This window comes from Psychrobacter sp. YP14 (assembly GCF_003209315.1).
Taxonomy (GTDB): domain Bacteria; phylum Pseudomonadota; class Gammaproteobacteria; order Pseudomonadales; family Moraxellaceae; genus Psychrobacter; species Psychrobacter raelei.
Genome location: NZ_CP029789.1, coordinates 893,110 through 915,122 on the forward strand (window position 1 = coordinate 893,110; position 22,013 = coordinate 915,122).

Consider the following 22,013-nt stretch of genomic DNA (forward strand, 5'->3'; position numbering starts at 1 on the left):
AAACCCTCTATCAAGACTAGGGATGATAGAGGGGGTGGAGAAAGGCGATTATTATTTTATTATTATTATTTTGTTTGAGTTAACCATTATAAAATCAAAAGGTTACCTGTTTTTTACAGCGGGTTATTAATAAATTAAAAGACCGGCGGTAAAGGCAATATTATAGGACAAATTACCTTTAAAGTAAATGATAATTATTATCAAATGGGTGTTTATCTACTGGGTATTTAATCCGATGTCTAAAGGCCGATTATCCAGTTTTGGTAAGGTGTTATAATGGCCCTTTAATCGATAATACATACCCACGGCGTGGGTAAAAAAGAGATCAGATATGGCACAAGATAAGAGGGGCGCAATGGATATGAATTTAAGCGATGCAGAGCTGATGCGTTATTCACGCCAAATTCTACTTGAAAGCTGGGATATTGAGGCCCAAGAAAGATTAAAAGCCAGTACGGTAGTGATTTTAGGTGCAGGCGGACTTGGCTGCCCAGTGTCTGAGACTTTGGCACGCGCAGGTATCGGTGCGATTCATCTTATCGATGATGATGTGATTGAGGCCAGTAACCTACAACGGCAAACCTTATTTACCGCAGAGGATATTGGGAAAAGTAAGGCCAAAACTGCTTGCCAAGCATTGTCGCACATCAACCCTTTTGTAAAACTCAGTTATGCCACTGAGCGGTTACAGGAAGATAATGCCAAGCAGCTATTGCTTATTGAGCAAGCCCAAGCGGCAAGCGGCCCTTATTTATTGCTAGACTGTACCGATAATTTTAGCGCGCGCGACATATTAAATCGGGTGAGTGTCAAGGAGCGCCTGCCATTATTATCCGCCTCAGCCATTGGTATGTCTGGACAATTGGCTTTGTATGAGCCGGCTCAGAAAAGTGGCTGCTATCACTGCGTATTTGGTGAAACCTTAGGCAGCTTAGAGCAATCAGAAACAAGTGATACCCAGAGCTGTGCCAATTCTGGGGTGCTCGCCAGTACCACCACTATTATGGGTAATTTGCAGGCCAATGCCGCCTTACAGTATTTAGGGCGGGGCAAAAACCCGCTGGCAGGTCAGCTGCTCATCTGGGAGGGTATTCATATGACGCAGCACAAGCTGCATTACCGCCAAGACAAGCAGTGTGAGGTATGTGCCAAGCCTTATGACATTTAATAATCGATGTAGTGCTTAACCAGAGGGCTTAAGTCAATCTCTACGCCAAGATTAACCAAGTTCCAGTATTGGCCCGAAACCGTACGGTCTATCATCATGGTAGAAGCTGAGGGCTGAAATTGTTTGAAGTATTTAAGCCCCTGCTTGGCTTGAGAGATGGCCTCGTGATGAACTTGGCTGCTACCAAAATCAAAGGGTCCGCTATGATAGGGAGCAATAGATAGGGGTTTTAACCCAATCTCTAGCCACTTTTGATAAAAGCTGCCTGGTACCAGCACCTCATCGACTCGGCGAATATCTAGAGCAATTAAGTCTTGCTCAAGCGCGGTCACATCACCTTTTAGAGCATGCTTAGCAAAGCGTCTAAACAGCTGAATCTCAGCATCACTGTACGTACGAATCCCACCAAAATCATAAGCAATCACGCTGCCATCAGGACGAAAAGCGAAGTTGCCAGGATGTGGATCACAGTGCATGCGATACAGCTCAAAGATTTGTCCGGCGCTAAAATGAAACAGTCTTGTGGCAATCTTTTGTTTTACCTCATTGTCCCAGCCAGCAGCTACGCTTAATGGCTCACCAAGCTCCTCGGTCAAGGTTAGGATGCGCCGTGTCGAGTGGCTTTTTATCACTTTGGGAATAATTAAACCTGGATCATCGGCATGAAAAGCGGCAAAAATAGCCAAGTTTTGTGCCTCTTTGATGTAATCTAGCTCATCTTTTAGCGTATCACGTATTTCATTGAAAATTTGATCTTGTAGCTCTTTGCCCATGCTGAGCACACCAGTCATTTTCAGTGCCATTCTGACCTGTTTAAGGTCGCTATCGCAGTTTTTATCGACATCAGGATACTGCACTTTGACCACAACGTGTTGACCTGTGGGTAAAATGGCCTTGTGAACTTGGCCGATGGAGGCCGCAGCAAAGGGCTGCTCTTCAAAGTGCTCATAGGCCTGCTCAATTGGCATGTTAAGCTCACGCTCAACTTGTGACTTAATTTGCGAATAGGGCATGGCAGGCGCGTCATTTTGCAGCTTCTCTAGTGCTGCGGCCACCTCGGGGGGAAAGACTTCTTTGTACTGTGAGGCAATTTGCCCCACTTTCATCACCGCCCCTTTCATCTCTCCTAAGGTGTCAGCAATTTGGATGCCGACATCTTGTAGCATTTGCGAGCGGGCTTCTGCGCGCTTATTTTCATCACTAGAGAGACTTTTAAACGAGTTTTTAGCCGCCTTTCCAGCGATACTTGCGGTCATACCGGCAAGCTTCATAAACCGTTTGCTTGATGATGTCATAGTTTGCAATGCCTTAACCCTTAAAAGGGATGTCTAAAGGGGGACAAGTGAGAAGTTAGGCTCACTGTTATGAGCCGAGCCCAATGATATATTGTTTGTTTTGAAGCCTATTATAAGCGAAACCGGTAGTTTGTCAGTGTCATTTTGAGGTATTAAATGGCGATGACTGTCCTATGTTGCTCGTGGGTAAGTTATTTTGGTAACCGCTTAAAGGGTGAGCTAAGCATAAAGCGTGGTCTACGTTGAGGCGGTGACCTAGGTTTAGGTCATTAGCTGTGCTTAAACGGCTCGATGGTGTGATTATTTATCTTCATCTTGCTGCAATAAATAGCTCAGTGCCATGTCATAACCCAGATGGCCTAAGCCGCAGATAACACCGACCGCTTTGTCGCTAAAATACGAGTGGCTTCTAAAGGGCTCACGGCTGTGGATATTGGATAAATGCACCTCGATAAAAGGTTTGTTTATACCAAGTAGCGCATCACGCAGCGCAACGGAAGTGTGGGTAAATGCCGCAGGATTGATAATTACTGCATCAATTAAGTCTTCAGCGTCCGCTAAAATACCGTGATGTTGAACGGCATCGACCAGCTCGCCTTCATGGTTTGACTGAATACTAATCAGCTCAATATTTTGAGCATGAGCAGTCGCCGTTAAGCGCTGTTCAATATCTTGTAAGGTGGTGTGGCCATAAATGTGCGGCTCACGCAGACCGAGCAAATTTAGATTGGGTCCATTAATCAGCAAAATACGGCGGTGCTGAAAAAGCTTAGGACTAGCGGCTGTGGAAGGGGAGTGCGACATAAAGTGTTTTTTTCCGTTATTTATTTTTCTGTTATTTAGAGGATATCTGATCACATCGAGTAAAGCGCCATAGGCGAACCTATAAAGGCCAATAGTTATCATATGGCATTTTAAGAGATTTTAAAAAGTGATAGTCATTATTTCTTATATCAATACTAAAAGTAGGCTTTTAACTGGGCGTTTACTCGATTTTGCCTCAAAATAGGCGCCTATACAGCTATAATAGCACACCTATTAAGTAGATATTAATAGGGCTTAACCCTAGATAATTAAAGACTTGGCGTAAAAGTTAGATAAAAATTTTGCGCAGATAGTGTGAAAGTTATGTTAAAACACTTTGTGTTAATAAAAGGGCGTGCTATGATTAGTTTTAGATAACAAACATGTCTGTAGTGTTACAGAGATGAGAAAAGCCTGTTTTTAAAGGCAAATTATCGTTTAATGAGCAATATAGTACATCGGCTTTGTTATTAAGTGGTCAAGAGCCACTTCTTATACCCAGTGTTAGCATTTCAGGCTTCAGCTTATATGCTTTAATTGGGGTTAAATTGAAGTTTTGTTAATTAAGTTTTAGGAAGTAGATTATGTCAGCTCGTGAGCAAGGTACTGTTAAGTGGTTTAATGATGCAAAAGGCTTTGGCTTTATTCAACGTGAAAGCGGTGAAGATATCTTCGTTCATTTCCGCGCTATCCAAGGTGACGGCTACCGTTCACTTCAAGACGGCCAAAAAGTTGAATTTATCGTAACTGAAGGTGAAAAAGGCTTACAAGCTGAAGAAGTTACTAAAGTAGACGCTTAATTCAAATGCCGATGAAGCGTTTGTGAGATTAAGCTGGTAAGCCCCACTTTTATCAAATGCTTTCCCGCTTTTATCAAACGCTTTATAAGTTACACAGCCAATATGCCAAATCTTATAGCCGCCGTGCAGCGTAGGATTTGTTATGTTGGCTTTTTTTTGTTTGTGATAGTTGTGCCAGCAACAGCAGATGTATGGTTAACATAGAACGATTGTTACGGTGCTTAGGATTAGGATGGGCAATAATTGGGTCAATAGCCTATAATAGATAAAGATAATATTAACCCACAAAGATTAAGGAAGTTTAATGGATGAGTTTATTACCTTTGCTGATTTGTCCTTAAGTGACAGTATCTTACGCTCAGTCAATGACTTAGGTTTTACCGAGTTGACCGGTATCCAAGCGCAGATTTTACCGCATACGTTAGCTGGGCAAGATGCCATTGGTCAGGCACAAACCGGAACAGGTAAGACAGCCACTTTTTTAATTACTATTATTGAGGCATTACTAAAGCGCCCATTTGCAGATGATGAAATGCGTTATATTGGCGAGCCAAGAGCGCTGATTTTGGCACCCACTCGAGAGTTGGCCAATCAGATCTATGACGATGCCATTGCCTTGACTAAACACACCAGCTTACACAGTGTGTGCGTGATGGGTGGGATTGATTATGATAAGCAGATTGCCGCGCTAGATAAAAGCTATACCGATATTTTGATTGCCACCCCCGGGCGCTTGATTGACTTAATTTACAAAGGCCATGTGTTTTTAGATCGTATTGAAGCCTTTGTCTTAGATGAAGCCGATCGTATGCTAGATATGGGTTTTATTCCAGATATTAAGCGTTTGATGCGTTATATGCCGCCCAACACCGATCGTCAAAGCCTGCTGTTTTCGGCCACCTTTAACCAAGATGTGATGAATCTAGCGTATCAATGGCTTATGAATCCGGTGTTCGTAGAGATTGAGCCTGAGCATAAGACCAGTGATTTGGTTGAGCAGCATTTTTATCTGTTGACCGAAGCCGATAAACATCAAGCATTGACCCAGATTTTGGCGCAGCCTGAAACAAAAAAGGTGATCGTATTTGCCAATCGCAAGGATCAGGTAAAACGCTTATATACCAAGTTAAGCGCGGATCACAATGTGGTGATGCTTTCAGGTGATGTGGATCAAGCCAAGCGTGAGCGTTACTTGGATAAATTTAAAAATGGCAATGCTAAGGTACTTGTGGCGACTGATGTGGCGGGACGTGGCATTCATGTTGATGACATCAGCCATGTGGTCAATTACACCTTACCGGATCAGCCCGATGATTATGTACATCGCATCGGCCGTACTGGGCGGGCCGGCCAAAAAGGCATCAGTATCAGCTTTGTTAGTGAAGATGATGCCTTTAACCTGCCGGCCATTGAAGCGCATTTAGACCGCCACTTAAAGCTTGAGCAGTGGGGCTAAGCTTTTAAGTCAAGGTGTTTAAATTAAGGCTGGGTTGATGATGAGGTTGACTCAGCTGGCGGATGTTGGTGATTGCTCATATCTGCCATATCTGCCATGTCTGCCATATTGTGATGGTCATGGCTGGTATCCATCGGCTCATCTGTCAAAGAATGATGGGGCATATCTTGGTGATTCATAGCATGGTGGGCGCTATCATTTTGATGGTTATTCATATCAGACATATCTGACATATCGTGGCCTGAGGGCATGTCTGCCATGTGATGAGCCTCATGCCCACTATCATGATCGGCTGCGTTGTTGATATGCATACTGTGTTCACTGTGCTCTGGCATGCTGCTGTCCATCATTTGATGTTGGCTATGCGCTGCGTGACTACCATGATGATGACCGTCGCCATGCTGCATGGTCAAAGGAATAAAGATAACAGCCAGCCCCGAGAGCAGCATAATAAGGCCATTTAATTGACGCAAACGAAAGCGGCCAATCTGTTTGTGTAGCCAGCCGACGGTCTCATGGGTGGCCACCAGCATCGGCACAGTCCCTAAGCCAAATACGAACATCAATAGCGCCCCTGAGGCCACGCCATTACCCACCGCTGCCATCAATAGAGCGCCATATACCAGACCACAAGGTAAAAAGCCCCAAAGCAGACCAGCGGCCAACGCCCGAGGGAAGGTGGTCAGCGGGAATACTTTTTGGCGCAGTGGCGATAATTTTTTCCAGATGCCCATGCCCACTTTTTCAAGCTTATTCAAAAACGGTAAGCCCAGCATATTTAGACCGATAAATGCCAACACTAACCCCAATAAAATCCTAGGTAAGTTGTTGCCCATCATTAAAGGTGCCAAAACTGTGGTACCAATAAGACCGGCTATCACCCCTAAAAAGGCGTAACTGAGCAATCGGCCGAAATGGTAAGTGACGATAAGCATCCGCTTTTTTGTGGCGCTAACTTCCTGCATCGATAAGCCAAAAGCGGTCACAAGACCACCGCACATCCCTAAGCAATGCGGAGAGCCAAAAAAACCCATGGCCAAAGCGGCAACAAGTAAAGGTGTTGTCATAATACGTATCCAAAAGTTTATTAAGAATAAAAATCTAGGCGTCCATCAAGACTATTTATCGTGGGTCTCTACAGATTCGGCGGGGGCTTTATTGACCTGTTCAGGCTGTGCTTTTTTGGCAGGGGGCGGGGTGGAGAGTGCTTGACGTCGCTCTTGGCGGTCATCGAGAATCACCCGCTGTGATTCGTTATCTAAGTCTTCAAACTGGTTGGATTTTACCGCATAACGCACCGCCCAAATGCCAATAACAAACAGCATAAGGCTCAGCGGTATCAACAAATACATACTGACCATAACGAGATTTCCATTTTAATAGGGCGCCGCTTAATAATGAGGCGTCTATAATGATGAAAAGGAAGCTTATTTTGAGCCAACTATTATACGCTTGTTGGACGCTTAGTGCTGAGGTTTGCTTAAAGATTACTCAAATAAAGTCTTATCATATCGGTTAGCGGTCAAATGAGGGCATAATTGTGGGGATAGGTTTGGGGCAGCTGGTGATGATACAAAGAGTACGTACGCTAAAATACTTTGACATCTTCAGGCTTACGGCTACGTAGTAGGGTGTCAAAGCTGACTTCACTGGCGCGGCGACAGTTTTGTTGTGGCGCAAATACATCACGGGCATAAGCGGCCAACTCATATAAAGTGCGCCGTGAGTGCTGCGCATTATCTTTAGGATGTAGCCAGCTTTTTTGCATGGGCAAAGGCGCCACTATCGGGCTGGTATGAATGTTATTGAGGGCAAATTGACGGCGGGTACGCGTCATGTGATAGGCATCAGTAATTAAATAAACGTCAGATAAGTTAAGACGCTTGGCAGTAAAGCGGGCATTCTCGCAAGTATTCATGCTGGCATTTTCGGTAATGATATTATCAATGCCATAGTTAAGCAGCCAGTCACGCATCCAAGGTGCTTCTACCCCTGTTAAGATAATGGGCAGGGGGTTTTTTTTATAATGCCAAATGACCGTCTGCATCCGATTCAGGCTGTATTGATTTAAGACAATGCTATTGGGTGAAAGCTGTGGGGTGTTTTTTTGGGCTGGACTTGATGGCAGCCGATTGGCTACGTGGGTATCTGAGCCCTTATTTGCGATGGCGGATTTTTGACGGTTGGGCTTATGATCGGCTTCAGTGAGCCCACCACCGAGTACCACATAGGCGGTTGGCTCATGCTCTGAGCGCCAGTTTAAGGGCAGCGTAGGCGCAGTGGCTGACTCAGCTTGGTTGGCGTTTAGATCATATATCAGCGGCCGCATGGCATGATTGGCTTCAGGTATAGGCAGGTGATTTAATACCCACAGGCCTATCGTCGAAAACAGCGGGGTAAAAAAGCTGGCCACGCTTAGCATTAGCAGCATAATGACTGCGATAATACCTCGCTGCACTGCCTTTAAACTGCGCTGTAAAGCCTGACCCATGATTTCCACACTAGGTTTGTCGAAGAGAGCTAAGAATTATAGCCAGTTATGGGTGTGATTTGCCATTGTTTTATTGCGATAAAATTATGAAAAAAACAACTTGTGGGCGGGTTAATCCTCTACAAAAAAAGTTGATCACTTAAGGTGCGGCGGTATAACTGGCCTGCTCATCTACCCAGACTGGCTCACGCTCAAGCTCAATACCGAACTTGTCTTTAATGCTGCGCTGAATGAACTGCTGAGTGGCTAAAATATCCGCTTGAGAGGCAGGCGTGGTGCTGTCCAAAGTGCTGTGATTGACCAAGACTAAGGCTTGTTTGGCATGGGTTAAAATCGGATTGATACCTTGGCCTTTAAGTCCGGCAGTATCGATCAGCCAACCGGCTGCCACCTTAGTATGTGCCTCATCAACGCGGTAGCCAACAATCCCAGGATACTCATGTTGTAACTGTGCAAATTGCTCCGTGCCGATGATGGGGTTTTTAAAGAAGCTACCACAGTTAGGGAGAACAGCAGGGTCGGGCAGCTTTGATTGACGAATGTCAATAATGGCATGCATCACATCAATTGGGCGAATAGCTGAGCGATTATCCGCTTGAGCCAGACTCAATGCTAGGCAGGCCACATCACCATAATCGGCATTAACTTGGGTGGCGTCTTTGTGCAGTTTAAAGCCTACGCGAGTAATGAGCCATTGTCCGGCTTGCTGCTTAAATAGGCTATCGCGGTAATTAAATTGGCAGTCCGCTTTGTCAAAGTCATGCCATTTTTGAGTGGGTAAATGAAACGCTTTAATATGGGTAAGACAGTCCTCTAGCTGCACCCCATAAGCGCCAATGTTTTGTACCGGAGAGGCACCGACCAGACCTGGGATTAAGGCTAAGTTTTCAAGCCCATACCAGCCGTTATTGACGGTGTAGAGTACCAGCTCATGCCAGTTTTCCCCGCCCATAACCTCAAGGCTTACGCTGTGCTCATCTTCGGCCAAAACCTCTATGCCTTTGAACACAGGATGTAATACTTGAGCTTGTAGCTGTTTGGGTAGAATCACATTACTGCCGCCTGAGAGCACGAACAGCGGCGCATCACCTTCTTTTAGCTTGGCAATAGCCGGTTCAACTTGCGCCTCTTGCTCAAGGGTTATCAGCTGCATTGCTTGGCAAGACAGGCGCATAGTATTGTGTGCCAATAATTGGGCAGGGGCAGTTATCAACTTGGCCAAGTTAAAATCAGAGTCTGCCTGATTTGAGGCAGTAGTCACAGAGGCGGTAGTGTGAAAAGAGGGGCACATAGGCAGCTTACGACTCAGTTTGGGTGAATAAAAAGGGCAATCAAATAAGGCGGATATTTACAAAACAACGGCTTACATCTGCCATGAGACAATCCAAGCGTCTACCGAAGATTCTAGGCGTTTAATGACCTCTTCAAAGCCCTCTTTACCGCCATAATAAGGATCTGGGACATCTTGCTTAAGGTAGCTGATGTCCACCTCACTCATCAAGGCCAGCTCGGCCAGTTTTGTTGTAGGGGCGCTTTGGGACACTTGATCTTTAATGGCTTGTAAGTCTTTTAGGTTTTGCGCATCCATTGCTAAGATTAAGTCAAAGTCGATAAAATCTTGTGGGCTAACTTGACGCGCCACCAGCTTGCTGATGTTGTAGCCGTGCTGCTTAGCATGCAGCTGCGCTCTGGGGTCAGGGTGCTTGCCAATGTGCCAGTCGCCCGTACCTGCAGAGTCGATTTTCATCGTAAGCCCAGCAATGGCGGTACGCTGTCTCATGATACCCTCAGCCGTAGGCGAGCGGCAAATGTTCCCAAGACATACTAGCAATACAGACTTTGGCATAGCATCTGACATCGGCATAATAAAACCTTTAAATTTTTATAAATAAGTAGGTGCCGTGGCTTTGGGCTTACAAATAAGCGCTGCCGGCAATAGGGCGCTATTCTAACAACCTTGACCAAGAAACGATAGGGGCAGAAGCTTAACTGCAAAAAGTGAATAGGTGGTGATGACAAAGAAGCCAACTTGCCCTGCGGGGCGTTAGATTAGTCACCTTGATGTTTAAAGCGTTGTAAGTCTCGGCGCTGCTTTTTATTGGGCTTCGTGTCTGGGCGGGCAAGATTGGCAAGCTTACGCTGCTCGGCATAATATTCGCGGCGCTTAATACTCTCCTCGGTCTCCTCGTAAAGCGCTTGAGCTGCCGTGGCATTACCGCGCTGCACGGATAAGGCTGTCACCACGACGGTCTTTTCGGTCATGGCCGTGGCTGAGCCTTGGCGCAGGGTTAACTCATCACCGATGCTAATCTCTTTGCTGGTCTTAACACGGCTGCCTGCAAAATGCACCTTACCGCCCTCAATGGCCTGTTTAGCAAGACTGCGCGTACGATAAAAACGCGCCGCCCACAGCCATTTATCTAAGCGCACCTTTTGTAAGTCAGTCGTATGCGTATGAGGTTTTTTAGAGGTCGACATAACAAAGAGTATTCCTATAGTAATGACAGTTAACTTACGCTTAAGCCAAATCAGCGCCGCTCATCTGCGCTAGCATCTTCAGGCGTTGTTTCTGGGATAATAAATTGCACCGGCACATAAGCCACACCATTTACCGGTGTGCCATGAATCATAAATGGGTGCAGTTTTGCTTTTTTAAATGCGTCAAGGGCATAATTATCCAGCCTTCGGTCACCACTGCTTTGTGAGAGCTGGGTGTGTGTGATATTGCCCTCTGTATCTACCAAAAGCTTGATCACGAGCGTATAGGAGCCGGCTATAGAGCGACTCAAAACCGCCCGTGGCACTTGTAAGTTTGGGCGAGATTTCCATGAGGCATGGCTCATAGAAAAATCATATATTTTGCCATCTGTTAAATCGATAAGCTCTGCTTGAGCCGGCACGAAGCCGGCAGCTAAGGCGATAACAAGACAGGCTTTTGCGGCAGTATTTTGCATGACTTACTTCAAAAACAGCTGGTAGCTGATGTTGTCAGATACTGGCGAGCACTCATAACCAATTTCTTGTAGTGTATCTTGTACGGCTCGTGAGCTGGTGGCCGTTGCCTGAATACCCACTAAGACTCGGCCATCTGCAGCGCCGTGATTGCGGTAGTGGAATAGGGTAATATTAAAGTCAGTGCCAAGCTTTTCTAAGAAGTTAAGCAAGGCGCCTGGACGTTCAGGAAAACTGACTTTAAACAATTGCTCATCTGCTAGGCCAGCATGGCCGCCGATTAAATAACGAATGTGAGATTTGGCAATATCATCATCGGTTAAGTCGTGTGCGTTATAGCCTGCCTCTTGCAAAGAGTTGGCGATGGTATGGCGCTCTTTATCCCCTTCTTTTAGAGCAATACCAACGAAAATCGAAGCCGGCTCTAACGAGTCAGGAGCAGCTATATTGCGTACTCGGTAATTGAATTCGGTGATGTTGCGGCCCTTTAAGTCTCGGCAAAATTCTAAGAATGCACCGGTGCGCTCAGGGATGGTTACCGCAAAGACCGCTTCTTTTTTCTCGCCAATTTCGGTGCGCTCAGCGATATAACGCAAGCGATCAAAGTTCATATTGGCGCCTGAAATAATGGCAACGCAATTTTTGCCGGTCAATTTATGGGTGCTTAAATACTTTTTCATACCCGCCAGCGCCAGTGCACCTGAGGGCTCAACAATACTACGGCTTTCTTCAAACACATCTTTGACCGCAGCGCAGACCTCATCATTACTACAGGTGACCACCTCCTGCTCGATAAGCTTGCCAGAATTATCGCTTTTTTGGAGGTTGACCACCTCAAAGGGTAAGGTGCCAATCTGTGCGACGGCGGTGCCATCGACGAATAAGCTGACTTGGGATAATTTGACCGGTTTATTGGCCGCAATCGCAGCTTTTAAACTCGCAGCGCCCTCAGGCTCGACCGCAATGATTTTCACCTGGGGTGCCACATCACCTAAGAAGGCTGCAATACCAGCCAACAGACCGCCGCCGCCCACAGGCACGAACACATACTCGACATCGCGCCACTGCTGATTAAGCTCAAGCGCGACGGTACCTTGACCGGCAATCACCAACTCATCATCGTAAGGCGGGATATAAGTGAGCCCCTCTTTGATGGAGCGCTCGATGGCGTATTGGTTAGACACATCGAAGCTGTCACCATATAAGTCAACTTTACCCCCTAAGGCTTTGACGGCTTGCACCTTGATATCGGGCGTGGTGGTGGGCATGACGATGGTATTGGTAAGGCCTAATTTGGCAGCTGAGAAGGCCACACCTTGCGCATGGTTGCCGGCTGAGGCACAAATTACGCCACGCGCTTTTTGTGTCTCAGTCAGCTGACTAATTCGGTTGTAAGCCCCCCGCAGCTTAAAAGAAAAAACAGGTTGTAAGTCTTCACGTTTTAAACGAATGTCATTGTTAAAACGAGCAGATAGCTTTGGCGCATAGTCTAAAGGTGTCTGAATAGCGGCATCATATACGGTAGCCTGAAGAACATTACGAACCCATTTTGAAAGCATAGATAATCCTAAAGGTTGAGTTGGGGGTTAATTGTGTTGTGCATTGCTTATTTGTTATAAGCTTATAGCTCACACAAGCTTTGACAATGGATTGCCTAGTGTAGATAGACAAAGGCAATAACGTTAAGTAATCATTAAGCCTATGCTGTTTTTTTTAATCGTGCAAGTTTTAGCAGCGAAATTATTGATGATAATAGGTTATTTGACTGATAACTTTTATTGTCCTACGAAAAAAATCAACTTTGAGGGTAAAAGTGGCGAAAATACGGGGCAGATTTGATATTATGGCAGCTGATTATTTTCGACATAATATCTTCTTTACTTCATAAACAAAAAGGGCAGTTATGAGTCAGCAACTTAAGCTTAAACAAGAGGTCGCAAAAGCGGCATTGGCTTATATCGATGATGGTATGATTTTGGGTGTGGGCACAGGCAGTACGGTCAACTGCTTAATTGAGCTTTTGCCTCAGGTCAACCTAAAAGGCGCTGTGGCAAGCTCACAGGTGACCCAAGATAAGCTTGAAGCGCTTGGCATTGAAGTTATGGACTTAAACTACGTGGGCGAGCTTGACCTGTATATCGATGGCGCAGATGAGGTCAATCCAAACCTGCAACTGATCAAAGGCGGTGGCGGCGCTTTAACTCGCGAAAAAATTGTAGCCGCCGCTTCAAAACAATTCATTTGTTTAGTAGATGAAAGCAAATGGGTGACACAGTTAGGGCAAGAGTTTCCGGTACCGATTGAGGTGTTGCCCCAAGCGCGCTCTTATGTGGCACGCCAATTGGTTAAAATGGGCGGTGAGCCTGTGTACCGTGAAGACTTCATTACCGATTACGGCAATGTAATTTTGGATACTTATAATCTAGACATCACGAGTGCCAGTGAGTTTGAAGCGCGTTTGAACAATATTGTGGGCGTGGTATGTAACGGTATCTTTGCGGCCAATCAAGCTGATAAGCTGCTAATTGCCAAATCAACAGGTGTTGAGACGTTACAGCGCTAATATAAATTGGCTACAGACAGCCAGGCTATTTGTGGTTAAATATAAGGGTGAAGTCAGCATACTGGCTTTACCCTGTTTTTTTGCTCGCACAAGGAAGTCGTTACCATGCCTTACATTACCCTTAACAACGCCCATATCTATTACGAAGACAGTGCCCCCAATGAAAGCCGCTTTGAGCCGCAGTATCGCAAGCCGGTGATGCTTTTTGCTCATGGTCTGCTGTGGGGCACGCCGTTATTTGATAAACAAGTGGCTTATTTTCAATCAAAGTACCGCTGTATTGCTTTTGATTTTCGAGGTCAAGGTCAATCAGAGGTAACCAAAGATGGCTATGATATGGATAGCTTAGCGGATGATGCCATTGCTTTGCTAGAGGCATTAGACATTGATAAGTGCCATTTTATTGGGCTATCAATGGGTGGCTTCGTTGGCCAGAGGGTGGCAATCAGACGCCCAGATTTACTCAAATCTTTGATATTACTTGAGACCTCAGCTGATGCCGAAGACCCCAAAAAGGCGGTCAGCTACAATAAGCTAATGCGCGCCATCTCTTGGCTTGGTATCAGACGAGTCAGCAAAAAGGTTATGCCCATCATGTTTGGTAAAACTTTTTTGTCAGATCGCACGCGCCGCGAAGAGTATCAGTTGTGGCTAAGTCACCTAAATAGCAACAGCAAAAAAGGGGCGATACACGCCACACGCGGGGTGATACAGCGTGAGGAGGTATTGTCAAAGCTTGGTGATATAACAACGCCCACGCTGATATTGGTTGGTGATGAAGATGTCGCCACCCCTTATGATAAGGCGCAGCGCATCCACTTTGCTATTCAAGGCTCAAAACTTGCCGTCATTCAACGAGCAGGGCATACCTCAACGGTAGAAGAGCCTGAGCAGGTCAACCACAATATTGAGTGGTTTTTAAGCCTGCTGGATTAAGGCAGTTGTCTTTACTGACCAAAACGAGCGTCAGTCATGTGACGCTGGCCTAGTTAAGCTTGATTTTATCTTTAAGCAAAAATTCCATTAAGGCTTTTTGGGCATGCAAGCGGTTTTCGGCCTCGTCCCAGACCACAGAGCGGGGGTCATCAAGCATATCATGTGAGATTTCCTCGCCGCGGTGGGCTGGCAAGCAGTGCATAAATAGCACCTCAGGGTCAGCTTTGTCTAACATAGAAGGCGTGACTTGATAAGGCGCAAAGCGGCGAGCCCGAGTATTTTGCTCGCTTTCTTGGCCCATGCTGGCCCAGACATCGGTGACAATTAAATGCGCATCTTTGGCCGCATCTTGCACATCATCAACCAAGCTTACGCAGTGCTTGAACTTCTCCATCAGCTCAGGGTTGGGCTCAAAACCATAAGGTGCAGCCACACGAAGCTCAAAGCCAAACTGATTTGCCGCGGCCATAAACGAGGAGCACATGTTATTGCCATCGCCTACCCAAGTGACAATCTTATCTTTAATACTGCCGCGGTGCTCATAAAAGGTCTGCATATCAGCCAATAGCTGGCAGGGGTGGAAGTCATCGGTTAGCGCATTGATAATAGGTACAGAGGAGTATTGGGCAAATTTTTCTACCTTTTCATGCTCAAAGGTACGAATCATAATAATATCGACCATGCTTGAGATGACCCGTGCTGAGTCTTCAATCGGCTCACCGCGGCCAAGCTGGGTATCTTTGGGGGATAAAAAGATGGCATGACCACCAAATTGTCCCATACCCGTTTCAAATGAAATGCGGGTGCGGGTAGAGGACTTTTCAAAAATCATGCCCAAGGTACGGCCCACGAAGGGCTGATATACTTCGCCTGCATGCTGCATTTTTCGAAGCTCACTTGCACGCTTAATTAAAGCTTCAAGCTCGGCGGGAGACAAATCAAGTAGAGTTAAAAAATGGCGCACGCTCATGGGACTCTCTTTAAATCGGCTATTAATGGATAAGGGGTTTCGCTAAAGATAAATCAGTAAAAGCTAAGTTAACAAATAGATTAGTAAACTCTCAGTATAGCGAACTTTTTGGGGTTGTGAAAACAGTTCAAGGCCATTTATTTCACACACCTCTCATTAAATTCGCTTTAAAAATGGCCTAAGTACAATGTTTTAGTCCGCTAGAGCACTTCGCGCAGTGGCCGCTGAGTAACCCGGCACAATAATTCATAACCTAAAGTATGTGCAGACTCAGCAATCTCATCGACGCTGGGCGCACCGAGCTCAGGGTCGCCCCACAGCATTACTTGGCTGCCCACTTTGGGGTTTGGGACATCGGTTAAGTCAATGGCAATCATATCCATGGCGACGCGGCCAATGACTGGGCATTTATAACTGCTATGCTCGCCTACCAACTGAACGCTGACCCAAGCTGAGCCATCTACCACACGCGGATAGCCATCTCCGTAGCCGATACTAACAATGCCTTTTACAATGGGGCGGTTGGCCACGAAGCGGCTGCCATAACCCACAGAGGTGCCCGCTGCAATATTGTGAATGGCCATTAAACTGGCTTTAAAGCTCATCACCGGTTTTAGCTTGAGCGTCTGAGCACTAACGCCTTCAACAGGAGAGCTGCCATACAGCATAATACCGGGGCGCACCCAATCAAAATGGCATGCTTTAAAATTTAAAATACCCGCCGAATTGCATAAAGAGGCCTTAATACTGGGGTCTACTTGCTCACGTAACTGCTGCAATGCTTGGGTAAAGGTGTCAATTTGTTTGGCATTAGAGGGATGGTTTGGTGCATCGGCATTGGCAAAGTGGCTGGTCAATATCAGCTCGTAGCCTGCATCCACTAAGCTTTGGGCCACATCGCCTAATTCATCAGATTCAAAGCCTAAACGGTTCATACCGGTATTTAGCTTAAGCCAGACCGTACGGCAAGGCGAGTTTTCGGGCGGTAAATGATTAAGCGCCCACTGTACTTGGTCTTGATGATGAATGATGCTTTGGCACTGAGCCTCAATGGACTGCTGCCATTCTGTTTCGCTAAATACGCCCTCAATAAGCACCAAAATCTTGTCCCAGCCAAGCTCACGGATATGCTGAGCCTCAGTGAAGCACGCCACGCCGAGGCCATCTGCGTCTTTTAATGCCGGCAAGCAGTGTGATATACCATGGCCATAAGCATCGGCTTTGACCATCGCCAGTACCTTGGTGGTATCAGGCACAGTATCAATGACACAGTTTAGGTTATGGGTTAAGGCTTTAGAATCAAGAATTATTGAGGCACTACGCATGATTAACACTCACAGTTTAAATAGGGCTTGCTCACCCATTAAAAAATATAAGGCGGCTGAGCCTCAGTGAACGCAAGCTCAGTAGTTTTTTATGTTTAATTTTACTTTTTTATTTTAAGGGGCCAGATGTAGATTGGGATTAGCCCAAAATACGCCACAGCACAAACACAACAGCCACGATATAAAATAGCGGCGACAACCAACCAACAACTTGAGTGGCAATGGCAACACTGATGACAAACCCTGCCAAAGCTATCCAGTCACGGCGTCTGTCATTGAGCATATCCGCGCGGATTTGTTGTATTTCACGCAGTTGCTCATCTTGCCTAGCACCTTGAGAGGCCAAGCTTTGTAGTCCTTGGTCTAGCAGTTTGGGCACTTGGGCAGTTGACAGTAACAGCTCAGGTAATTGTTCGCGCAGCTGACGCATATTACGCACCGGATCAAGCTGCTCTTTTACCCAGCCGGTTAAAATAGGCTTGGCAAGTGACCAAATATCAAGCTCTGGGTATAAGTCGCGACCTAGACCCTCGACATGAACCAACGTCTTTAACAGCAGCATCAACTGCGGCGGGATACTCATATGATGACGACGGGCGATGTCTAAAATCTGCATCAAGACCCCAGCAAAGTCGATCTCATTAATCGGCTTTAATACCATAGGCGCTACAGTACGGCGCATATCTCGGGTGAGGGCATGCTTATCAGTATTGGGTGGTATCCAGCCAGCGCGGCTGACGATATCGACCAAGTTACTAAAGTTGTTGTTCATCACCGCAAGCAGCATACGTGCCACAATCATCTGGTCATCGGGCGACAGCTCACCCATAATGGCACAATCTAGACCAATATATCGAGGATATTGACGATAAGCTTCAGGGGTATCGGCAGGTAGGGTCTCGACAAAGACGTTGCCTGGGTGCATGTCAGCGTGAAAGAAGTTATCACGAAATACTTGGGTAAAAAAGATGGTTAAGCCTTTTTCCGCCAGCGCGGCACGGTCATAGCCAAGCTTATCAAAGACTTCGGTGTGTGAGATGGGCACGCCAACGATACGCTCCATAACCATCACATTTTTTGAAGAGGCATACACTTCAGGCACATACATCATCGATGAGCCTAAGAAGTTGTTGCGCATTTTGGTGGTATTATCTGCCTCAAAGGTCAGATCCAGCTCATTGAGCATAATCTGACGATAGTCTTCGACCACATCAATAATGCGTACTGCTCGAGCCGCTTCAATACGGGCTGAGGCCCATTGAGCCAAGTCGCGCAGCAGCTCAAAGTCTGCCACGATTTGCTCACGGATATCTGGGCGTACCACCTTAACCACCACCTCGCGGCCATCATGTAAGGCAGCTGTGTGCACCTGAGCAATGGAGGCGGCGGCCAGAGGCTTGGTATCAAAGCGGGCAAATAAATCATTGATGCTATCCCCCAGACCCAGCTTAGCATCTTGGATTTGAGTGATAGCAATATTGACATCAAAGGGCTTCACTCGGTCTTGTAGCTGCACCAATTGCGCGATAATCTCGGGGGTGACCAAGTCGCGGCGGGTGGAGAGCAGTTGGCCAAGCTTTAAAAATAAGGTACCCATCTCCTCTAGGGCAAATTTCACCCCATTGGGCTGATGGCTTTTGCCCCAAGCGGCTGGGTGCGACTTAATCATACGGGCCACGGATTGTAGCTGCGGCGCATCTTCTAAAGGTAAGTGGGTATCAAGGCGATAATGTGCAGCGATGCGCCAAAGCTCAAGAAGGCGTTTGCGATGAGATAACAGCATGTAAAGCGGGCCCATTTTAAAAGGTGTGAAAAATATAGCTAAACGTTAACGCTATAAAGGCTCAAATAGTTGACCTTAATGATACCACGGGTCAATCATTTTAAGAATGGGTTAAGCGCCATTGTGAGTACAATTGTCCGCGCAGATTTATCGACTTAATCTTATATTCAGGACAAAAAAAGCCGCCTTGAGTCAGGCGGCAGTAGTTAGATACAAACCGTGAAGATAGAAGCTGTACACAATAAGCCGATGAATAAAGGATTACTGAGTAGAGTTAGGCTCAGCCCCTGCTTTTAGGCGGGCTTGTTCCGCTTTTATCATCGCCAGGCGTGCCTCTTCACGCTGCACATCAGCACGCAGCTTAAGCAGCTGCTGCTTTAAGTCGTCTACTTCCGCCTCTACCTCAGGGTCCACTGGGGCATTACCAGCTACCTCATTCGCCCAGTCAGCGACATCATTAAAAGCATGCTTGGCGGTATGTGACACATTGCCTTTAAGAGACTTGATTAATAGGCCTAACTGCATCGCCGCCGTACTACCAATAATAGGCTCAAGTTGGCCGGCAATATCAGGATTAAACCCTGAGATAAGCTGCTTTAGCTGCATTAATATGCGGTAATCCCCCTCAATAGGCAAGTTGCCACTGGCATCTCGCAATAAGTTTAACAGCTCGGCTAAGTTTTCGACCTTAATGGTGCAATCTGGTAAGCTGCGGCCAAGGGCGGTATATTCTTGCCAAGCTTGGCTGCGCTCATCTTGCACACCGCCTGCGGTCTCAAACAAACCTGCGTGCAGGTGGCTGACCGGCTCAAATCTAATGTGACTGTCATTAAAATGCACATCTATATTAAAGCTCGGTACCGCCATAGTTAAGCGCAGCACTTTACCTGACAGCGGCAACAATCCCGCCTTGGTAATTTTATCGCTTAAGATCGCAAAGTTCACCAGTTTTTCTGCAGCAGTTAAAAGCAAAACTGTTATCATAAAATACCGCCTAATAAAGAGATGTGAGTCTGTTAAGTGGGTGCAGCGCTATAGGTTTTTCTTATCAAACCTGCTATTTTTTGAAGCCGCGATGCACCGCAACAATACCTGCCGTTAGGTTGTGATAGTCACAGTTTACAAAACCTGCATTTTCCATCATACCTTTCAGCGTTTGCTGATCTGGGTGCATACGAATCGATTCTGCCAAATACTGATAGCTTTCAGAATCATTGGCCACGATTTTGCCCATAAGCGGTAAGGCAGTAAATGAATAAAGATCATAGGCTTTTGATAGTGGCTCAAAGATAGGCTTTGAGAATTCCAAAATAAGCAGGCGGCCACCTGGCTTAAGCACACGGTACATAGCGCGCAGCGCTGCATCTTTATCCGTGACGTTACGCAGACCAAAGCTGATGGTCAATAAATCAAAGCTTTCATCTTCAAAAGGCGATAAGGTTTCAGCATTAGCCAATACAAAGTCAACGTTATTACAGCCTGCGTTAATCAAACGCTCACGGCCGACATCGAGCATGGCCGCGTTAATATCAGATAAGACAACGCGGCCATTACGCCCCACCTCGCGGCTAAAGGCTTTAGCCAAATCCCCTGTACCGCCGGCGATATCTAACACTTGCTGACCGGCACGTACCCCAGATAAGCTAATGGTATAGCGCTTCCATAGACGGTGAATACCAAAAGACATTAAGTCGTTCATGATGTCATATTTTTTGGCCACAGAGGTAAAGACATCAGCCACTTTGGCTTGTTTTTCTGCTTTTTTGACTTTTTTATAGCCAAAGTGAGTCTCTTCTAGACCATCGGTGTCTGGGGTGTGCGGGTTGTTGATGTCATCTTTTGGGTTAAAGCGCGGCAAGCCTGATTGACCTGTATATTTTACAAAATCATCTTCAGCAGGCTGATTGGCAGCAGACGCTTTGGGTGTATCTTGGCTAAAAGGGCGGGTGGTCTGTTGACCTTGCGGGGTGCCGGCAGGTAACTCGCTCACATCACTAAACTGGGTGTTTAACACAGTGGTTTTTTGGCCATCTGTGGCAGCACTTGACTGCAACGACTGCTGCACTTTGGCATTGGTATCTTGGTTGTGGCTCAAGCTTTGTTTTACCAAGTCATTTTGTAGGTTGGCTGTGTTGTCTAAGATAGGGTTTGAAGGCGTGGCGTTGTCTGATTGGCTCATTATCGATCCTGATTTTAATAATAAAAATTTAATAATAAAGACATGAAGGGTTTAAAAGGATTGGCGGCTGTGGGTCGCTACATAAGGGGTCGTCTTATATCAGTGCTGACTGTACCCTTAATGATACCTGAAATTAGTGGGGGATGCTTAAGCTGATCCCCCAATTTTGCCGCTTTCTCTGGTTTTGCCAGTCAAAGCACTGTGACTGGGGCGCTCTTTTTAAAGCGAGTAAGGCATCGCTTAATTATGCGCTGTGTACTTGGTCAATAATCTGTAGTTCACGCTCGCAAAACGGATCAATAAAGCTGCCCACACTTTTTAATGGTTTCATGGCCGCAAAGCCTGAGTCGATGAAATCATATAAAGGTTGAAGATTGCGCTTATAGGCTTGTTTTTTAGCCAGCTTAAAGGTTTTTTGCAAAATAAAAGAGTTTAAATACTTGTCACTGCGGTAACACACCTGCTTTAAGTCTTCAATTTGTTGACGGCGTGCTTGCTCATCATTGACCGCCACATAAGCGGCCTGCATATTATCCTCATTCACCTCTAGGTTATTGTCAAGCAGCCACTGCGCCAGTTTCAAATCCAATTTGGTTGAGGTAATCGCAGTCTCTACACCCAAGGTACCGGTCTCTAGGGCTGCAGTAGGCGCAAGTTTCTCAAGCTTTTGCGCTTTGGGTACAATCACCTCAAGCTGACGCACGATCTGATCTAAGCTGTCGCCACCGTACAAGTGATTTAAAAAATACTCAGCCATAGGTTTGTTTTTGGGCTGTGAAAATAGCTCAGCGTGGGTGCGGCGAATACGGTCTTTTTGCCAGTTTTGCACTTGGCTAAGCTTGGTAGTTAGCTCAGGATTATTATGGTGTGGCAACTCCCAATACTGTTTTAGATGGGTATTTAGATTAGATAAAGCAGACATACGATGGCTCCTAAACACTGTTCATTAAAAAAGGGGCAAGTAAAAAATAAAAAAATAGCTTGTTAAAATGCTAAACCGCCATTTGCGTTGTCACAAATTTATGGCATTGTAGTAAAAAATTGATTTATAGTTGGCTTTTTGGATGCCCACTTACATAAGTTACTCAAAGGCTATTTTATCAAACCTTATTTTAATTATGATAATACTATAAGTAAGGGCTAGATAATATCAAAGCCTAGCATGATTAATATGTATAAGGCCTGTATAAGCTGTTTTTCTATCTGAGTGTTGAATAGTTGCATGACAAGGGCTGTGGGTCATACAACAGCAGGCATAGATACTAAATAAGTTATAAATGACACGTCATAA

At 45.9% G+C, this 22,013-nt stretch carries 20 protein-coding genes and 1 pseudogene; 5 read left to right on the forward strand and 16 right to left on the reverse strand.

Translation table 11 applies throughout. The features are described 5' to 3' along the window. The first annotated feature begins 331 nt into the window (after nt 1-331). On the forward strand, nt 332-1,168 hold the full coding sequence (locus DLE54_RS03840) for a HesA/MoeB/ThiF family protein (RefSeq protein WP_227535517.1): 837 nt from the start codon (nt 332-334) through the stop codon (nt 1,166-1,168). Here DLE54_RS03840 and DLE54_RS03845 read toward each other — a convergent pair. Further along, nucleotides 1,165-2,463 carry an AarF/ABC1/UbiB kinase family protein gene (locus tag DLE54_RS03845; protein WP_110816314.1) on the reverse strand — a complete coding sequence of 433 codons (1,299 nt, stop codon included), beginning with the start codon at nt 2,461-2,463 and terminating at the stop codon, nt 1,165-1,167. The two genes, DLE54_RS03840 and DLE54_RS03845, sit on opposite strands and share 4 nt — an antisense overlap. A 300-nt stretch (nt 2,464-2,763) precedes the next feature. Beyond that, nucleotides 2,764-3,267, reverse strand: coding sequence for a type II 3-dehydroquinate dehydratase (gene aroQ, locus DLE54_RS03850; protein WP_110816315.1), 504 nt, complete (start codon nt 3,265-3,267; stop codon nt 2,764-2,766). A gap of 584 nt (nt 3,268-3,851) precedes the next feature. Between aroQ and DLE54_RS03855 the strand changes: the two genes are divergently transcribed. After that, nucleotides 3,852-4,067, forward strand: coding sequence for a cold-shock protein (locus tag DLE54_RS03855; RefSeq protein WP_011960044.1), 216 nt, complete (start codon nt 3,852-3,854; stop codon nt 4,065-4,067). Nucleotides 4,068-4,371: 304 nt separating this feature from the next. Continuing rightward, nucleotides 4,372-5,523, forward strand: a complete 1,152-nt coding sequence (locus DLE54_RS03860; RefSeq protein WP_110816316.1) for a DEAD/DEAH box helicase — start codon at nt 4,372-4,374, stop codon at nt 5,521-5,523. 263 nt (nt 5,524-5,786) lie between these two features. Here the strand turns inward: DLE54_RS03860 and DLE54_RS03865 are convergent. The 8 genes and pseudogenes from DLE54_RS03865 to ilvA all read right to left on the reverse strand — a co-directional run. Continuing rightward, a pseudogene (locus DLE54_RS03865) lies at nt 5,787-6,590 on the reverse strand (sulfite exporter TauE/SafE family protein); the annotation flags it as partial. Between the two features lie 51 nt (nt 6,591-6,641). Further along, nucleotides 6,642-6,884, reverse strand: coding sequence for a cbb3-type cytochrome oxidase assembly protein CcoS (gene ccoS, locus DLE54_RS03870; RefSeq protein ID WP_011960047.1), 243 nt, complete (start codon nt 6,882-6,884; stop codon nt 6,642-6,644). 227 nt (nt 6,885-7,111) lie between these two features. Next, the gene (locus tag DLE54_RS03875) at nt 7,112-8,014 is read right to left on the reverse strand and encodes a YdcF family protein (protein ID WP_110816318.1); all 903 of its coding nucleotides are present in this window, start codon (nt 8,012-8,014) and stop codon (nt 7,112-7,114) included. Between the two features lie 139 nt (nt 8,015-8,153). Further along, a complete protein-coding gene (gene murB / locus DLE54_RS03880; protein ID WP_110816319.1) occupies nt 8,154-9,305 on the reverse strand; it encodes a UDP-N-acetylmuramate dehydrogenase in 1,152 nt (383 codons plus the stop codon). Between the two features lie 72 nt (nt 9,306-9,377). Further along, nucleotides 9,378-9,878, reverse strand: a complete 501-nt coding sequence (locus DLE54_RS03885; protein ID WP_110816320.1) for a low molecular weight protein-tyrosine-phosphatase — start codon at nt 9,876-9,878, stop codon at nt 9,378-9,380. Between the two features lie 185 nt (nt 9,879-10,063). Further along, nucleotides 10,064-10,492 carry an RNA-binding S4 domain-containing protein gene (locus DLE54_RS03890; RefSeq protein WP_110816321.1) on the reverse strand — a complete coding sequence of 143 codons (429 nt, stop codon included), beginning with the start codon at nt 10,490-10,492 and terminating at the stop codon, nt 10,064-10,066. Nucleotides 10,493-10,542: 50 nt separating this feature from the next. Continuing rightward, complete coding sequence (locus tag DLE54_RS03895) at nt 10,543-10,968, reverse strand: energy transducer TonB (RefSeq protein ID WP_110816322.1); 426 nt, start codon at nt 10,966-10,968, stop codon at nt 10,543-10,545. 3 nt (nt 10,969-10,971) lie between these two features. Beyond that, nucleotides 10,972-12,525: a threonine ammonia-lyase, biosynthetic gene (gene ilvA / locus DLE54_RS03900; RefSeq protein ID WP_110816323.1), complete on the reverse strand. Its 1,554-nt coding sequence runs from the start codon at nt 12,523-12,525 to the stop codon at nt 10,972-10,974. 344 nt (nt 12,526-12,869) lie between these two features. Between ilvA and rpiA the strand changes: the two genes are divergently transcribed. Beyond that, nucleotides 12,870-13,529 (forward strand): ribose-5-phosphate isomerase RpiA, encoded by a 660-nt coding sequence (gene rpiA / locus DLE54_RS03905; protein WP_110816324.1) that lies wholly within the window; start codon nt 12,870-12,872, stop codon nt 13,527-13,529. Between the two features lie 105 nt (nt 13,530-13,634). Next, nucleotides 13,635-14,465 (forward strand): alpha/beta fold hydrolase, encoded by an 831-nt coding sequence (locus tag DLE54_RS03910; RefSeq protein WP_011960055.1) that lies wholly within the window; start codon nt 13,635-13,637, stop codon nt 14,463-14,465. A gap of 49 nt (nt 14,466-14,514) precedes the next feature. Here the strand turns inward: DLE54_RS03910 and argF are convergent, their stop codons facing one another. The 6 genes from argF to DLE54_RS03940 all read right to left on the reverse strand — a co-directional run bounded on the left by argF (nt 14,515) and on the right by DLE54_RS03940 (nt 21,644). Next, nucleotides 14,515-15,435 carry an ornithine carbamoyltransferase gene (argF, locus tag DLE54_RS03915; RefSeq protein WP_011960056.1) on the reverse strand — a complete coding sequence of 307 codons (921 nt, stop codon included), beginning with the start codon at nt 15,433-15,435 and terminating at the stop codon, nt 14,515-14,517. Between the two features lie 200 nt (nt 15,436-15,635). Further along, the gene (alr, locus tag DLE54_RS03920) at nt 15,636-16,760 is read right to left on the reverse strand and encodes an alanine racemase (protein WP_110816325.1); all 1,125 of its coding nucleotides are present in this window, start codon (nt 16,758-16,760) and stop codon (nt 15,636-15,638) included. A gap of 139 nt (nt 16,761-16,899) precedes the next feature. Then, nucleotides 16,900-18,543 carry an ABC1 kinase family protein gene (locus tag DLE54_RS03925; protein ID WP_110817296.1) on the reverse strand — a complete coding sequence of 548 codons (1,644 nt, stop codon included), beginning with the start codon at nt 18,541-18,543 and terminating at the stop codon, nt 16,900-16,902. A gap of 261 nt (nt 18,544-18,804) precedes the next feature. Then, entirely contained in the window at nt 18,805-19,527 is a 723-nt protein-coding gene (locus tag DLE54_RS03930) for an SCP2 domain-containing protein (protein WP_110816326.1), read from the reverse strand. A 73-nt stretch (nt 19,528-19,600) separates the two neighbouring features. Further along, the gene (gene ubiE / locus DLE54_RS03935) at nt 19,601-20,722 is read right to left on the reverse strand and encodes a bifunctional demethylmenaquinone methyltransferase/2-methoxy-6-polyprenyl-1,4-benzoquinol methylase UbiE (RefSeq protein ID WP_110816327.1); all 1,122 of its coding nucleotides are present in this window, start codon (nt 20,720-20,722) and stop codon (nt 19,601-19,603) included. 244 nt (nt 20,723-20,966) lie between these two features. Continuing rightward, the gene (locus tag DLE54_RS03940; RefSeq protein ID WP_011960061.1) at nt 20,967-21,644 is read right to left on the reverse strand and encodes an FFLEELY motif protein; all 678 of its coding nucleotides are present in this window, start codon (nt 21,642-21,644) and stop codon (nt 20,967-20,969) included. Nucleotides 21,645-22,013: the final 369 nt, after the last annotated feature.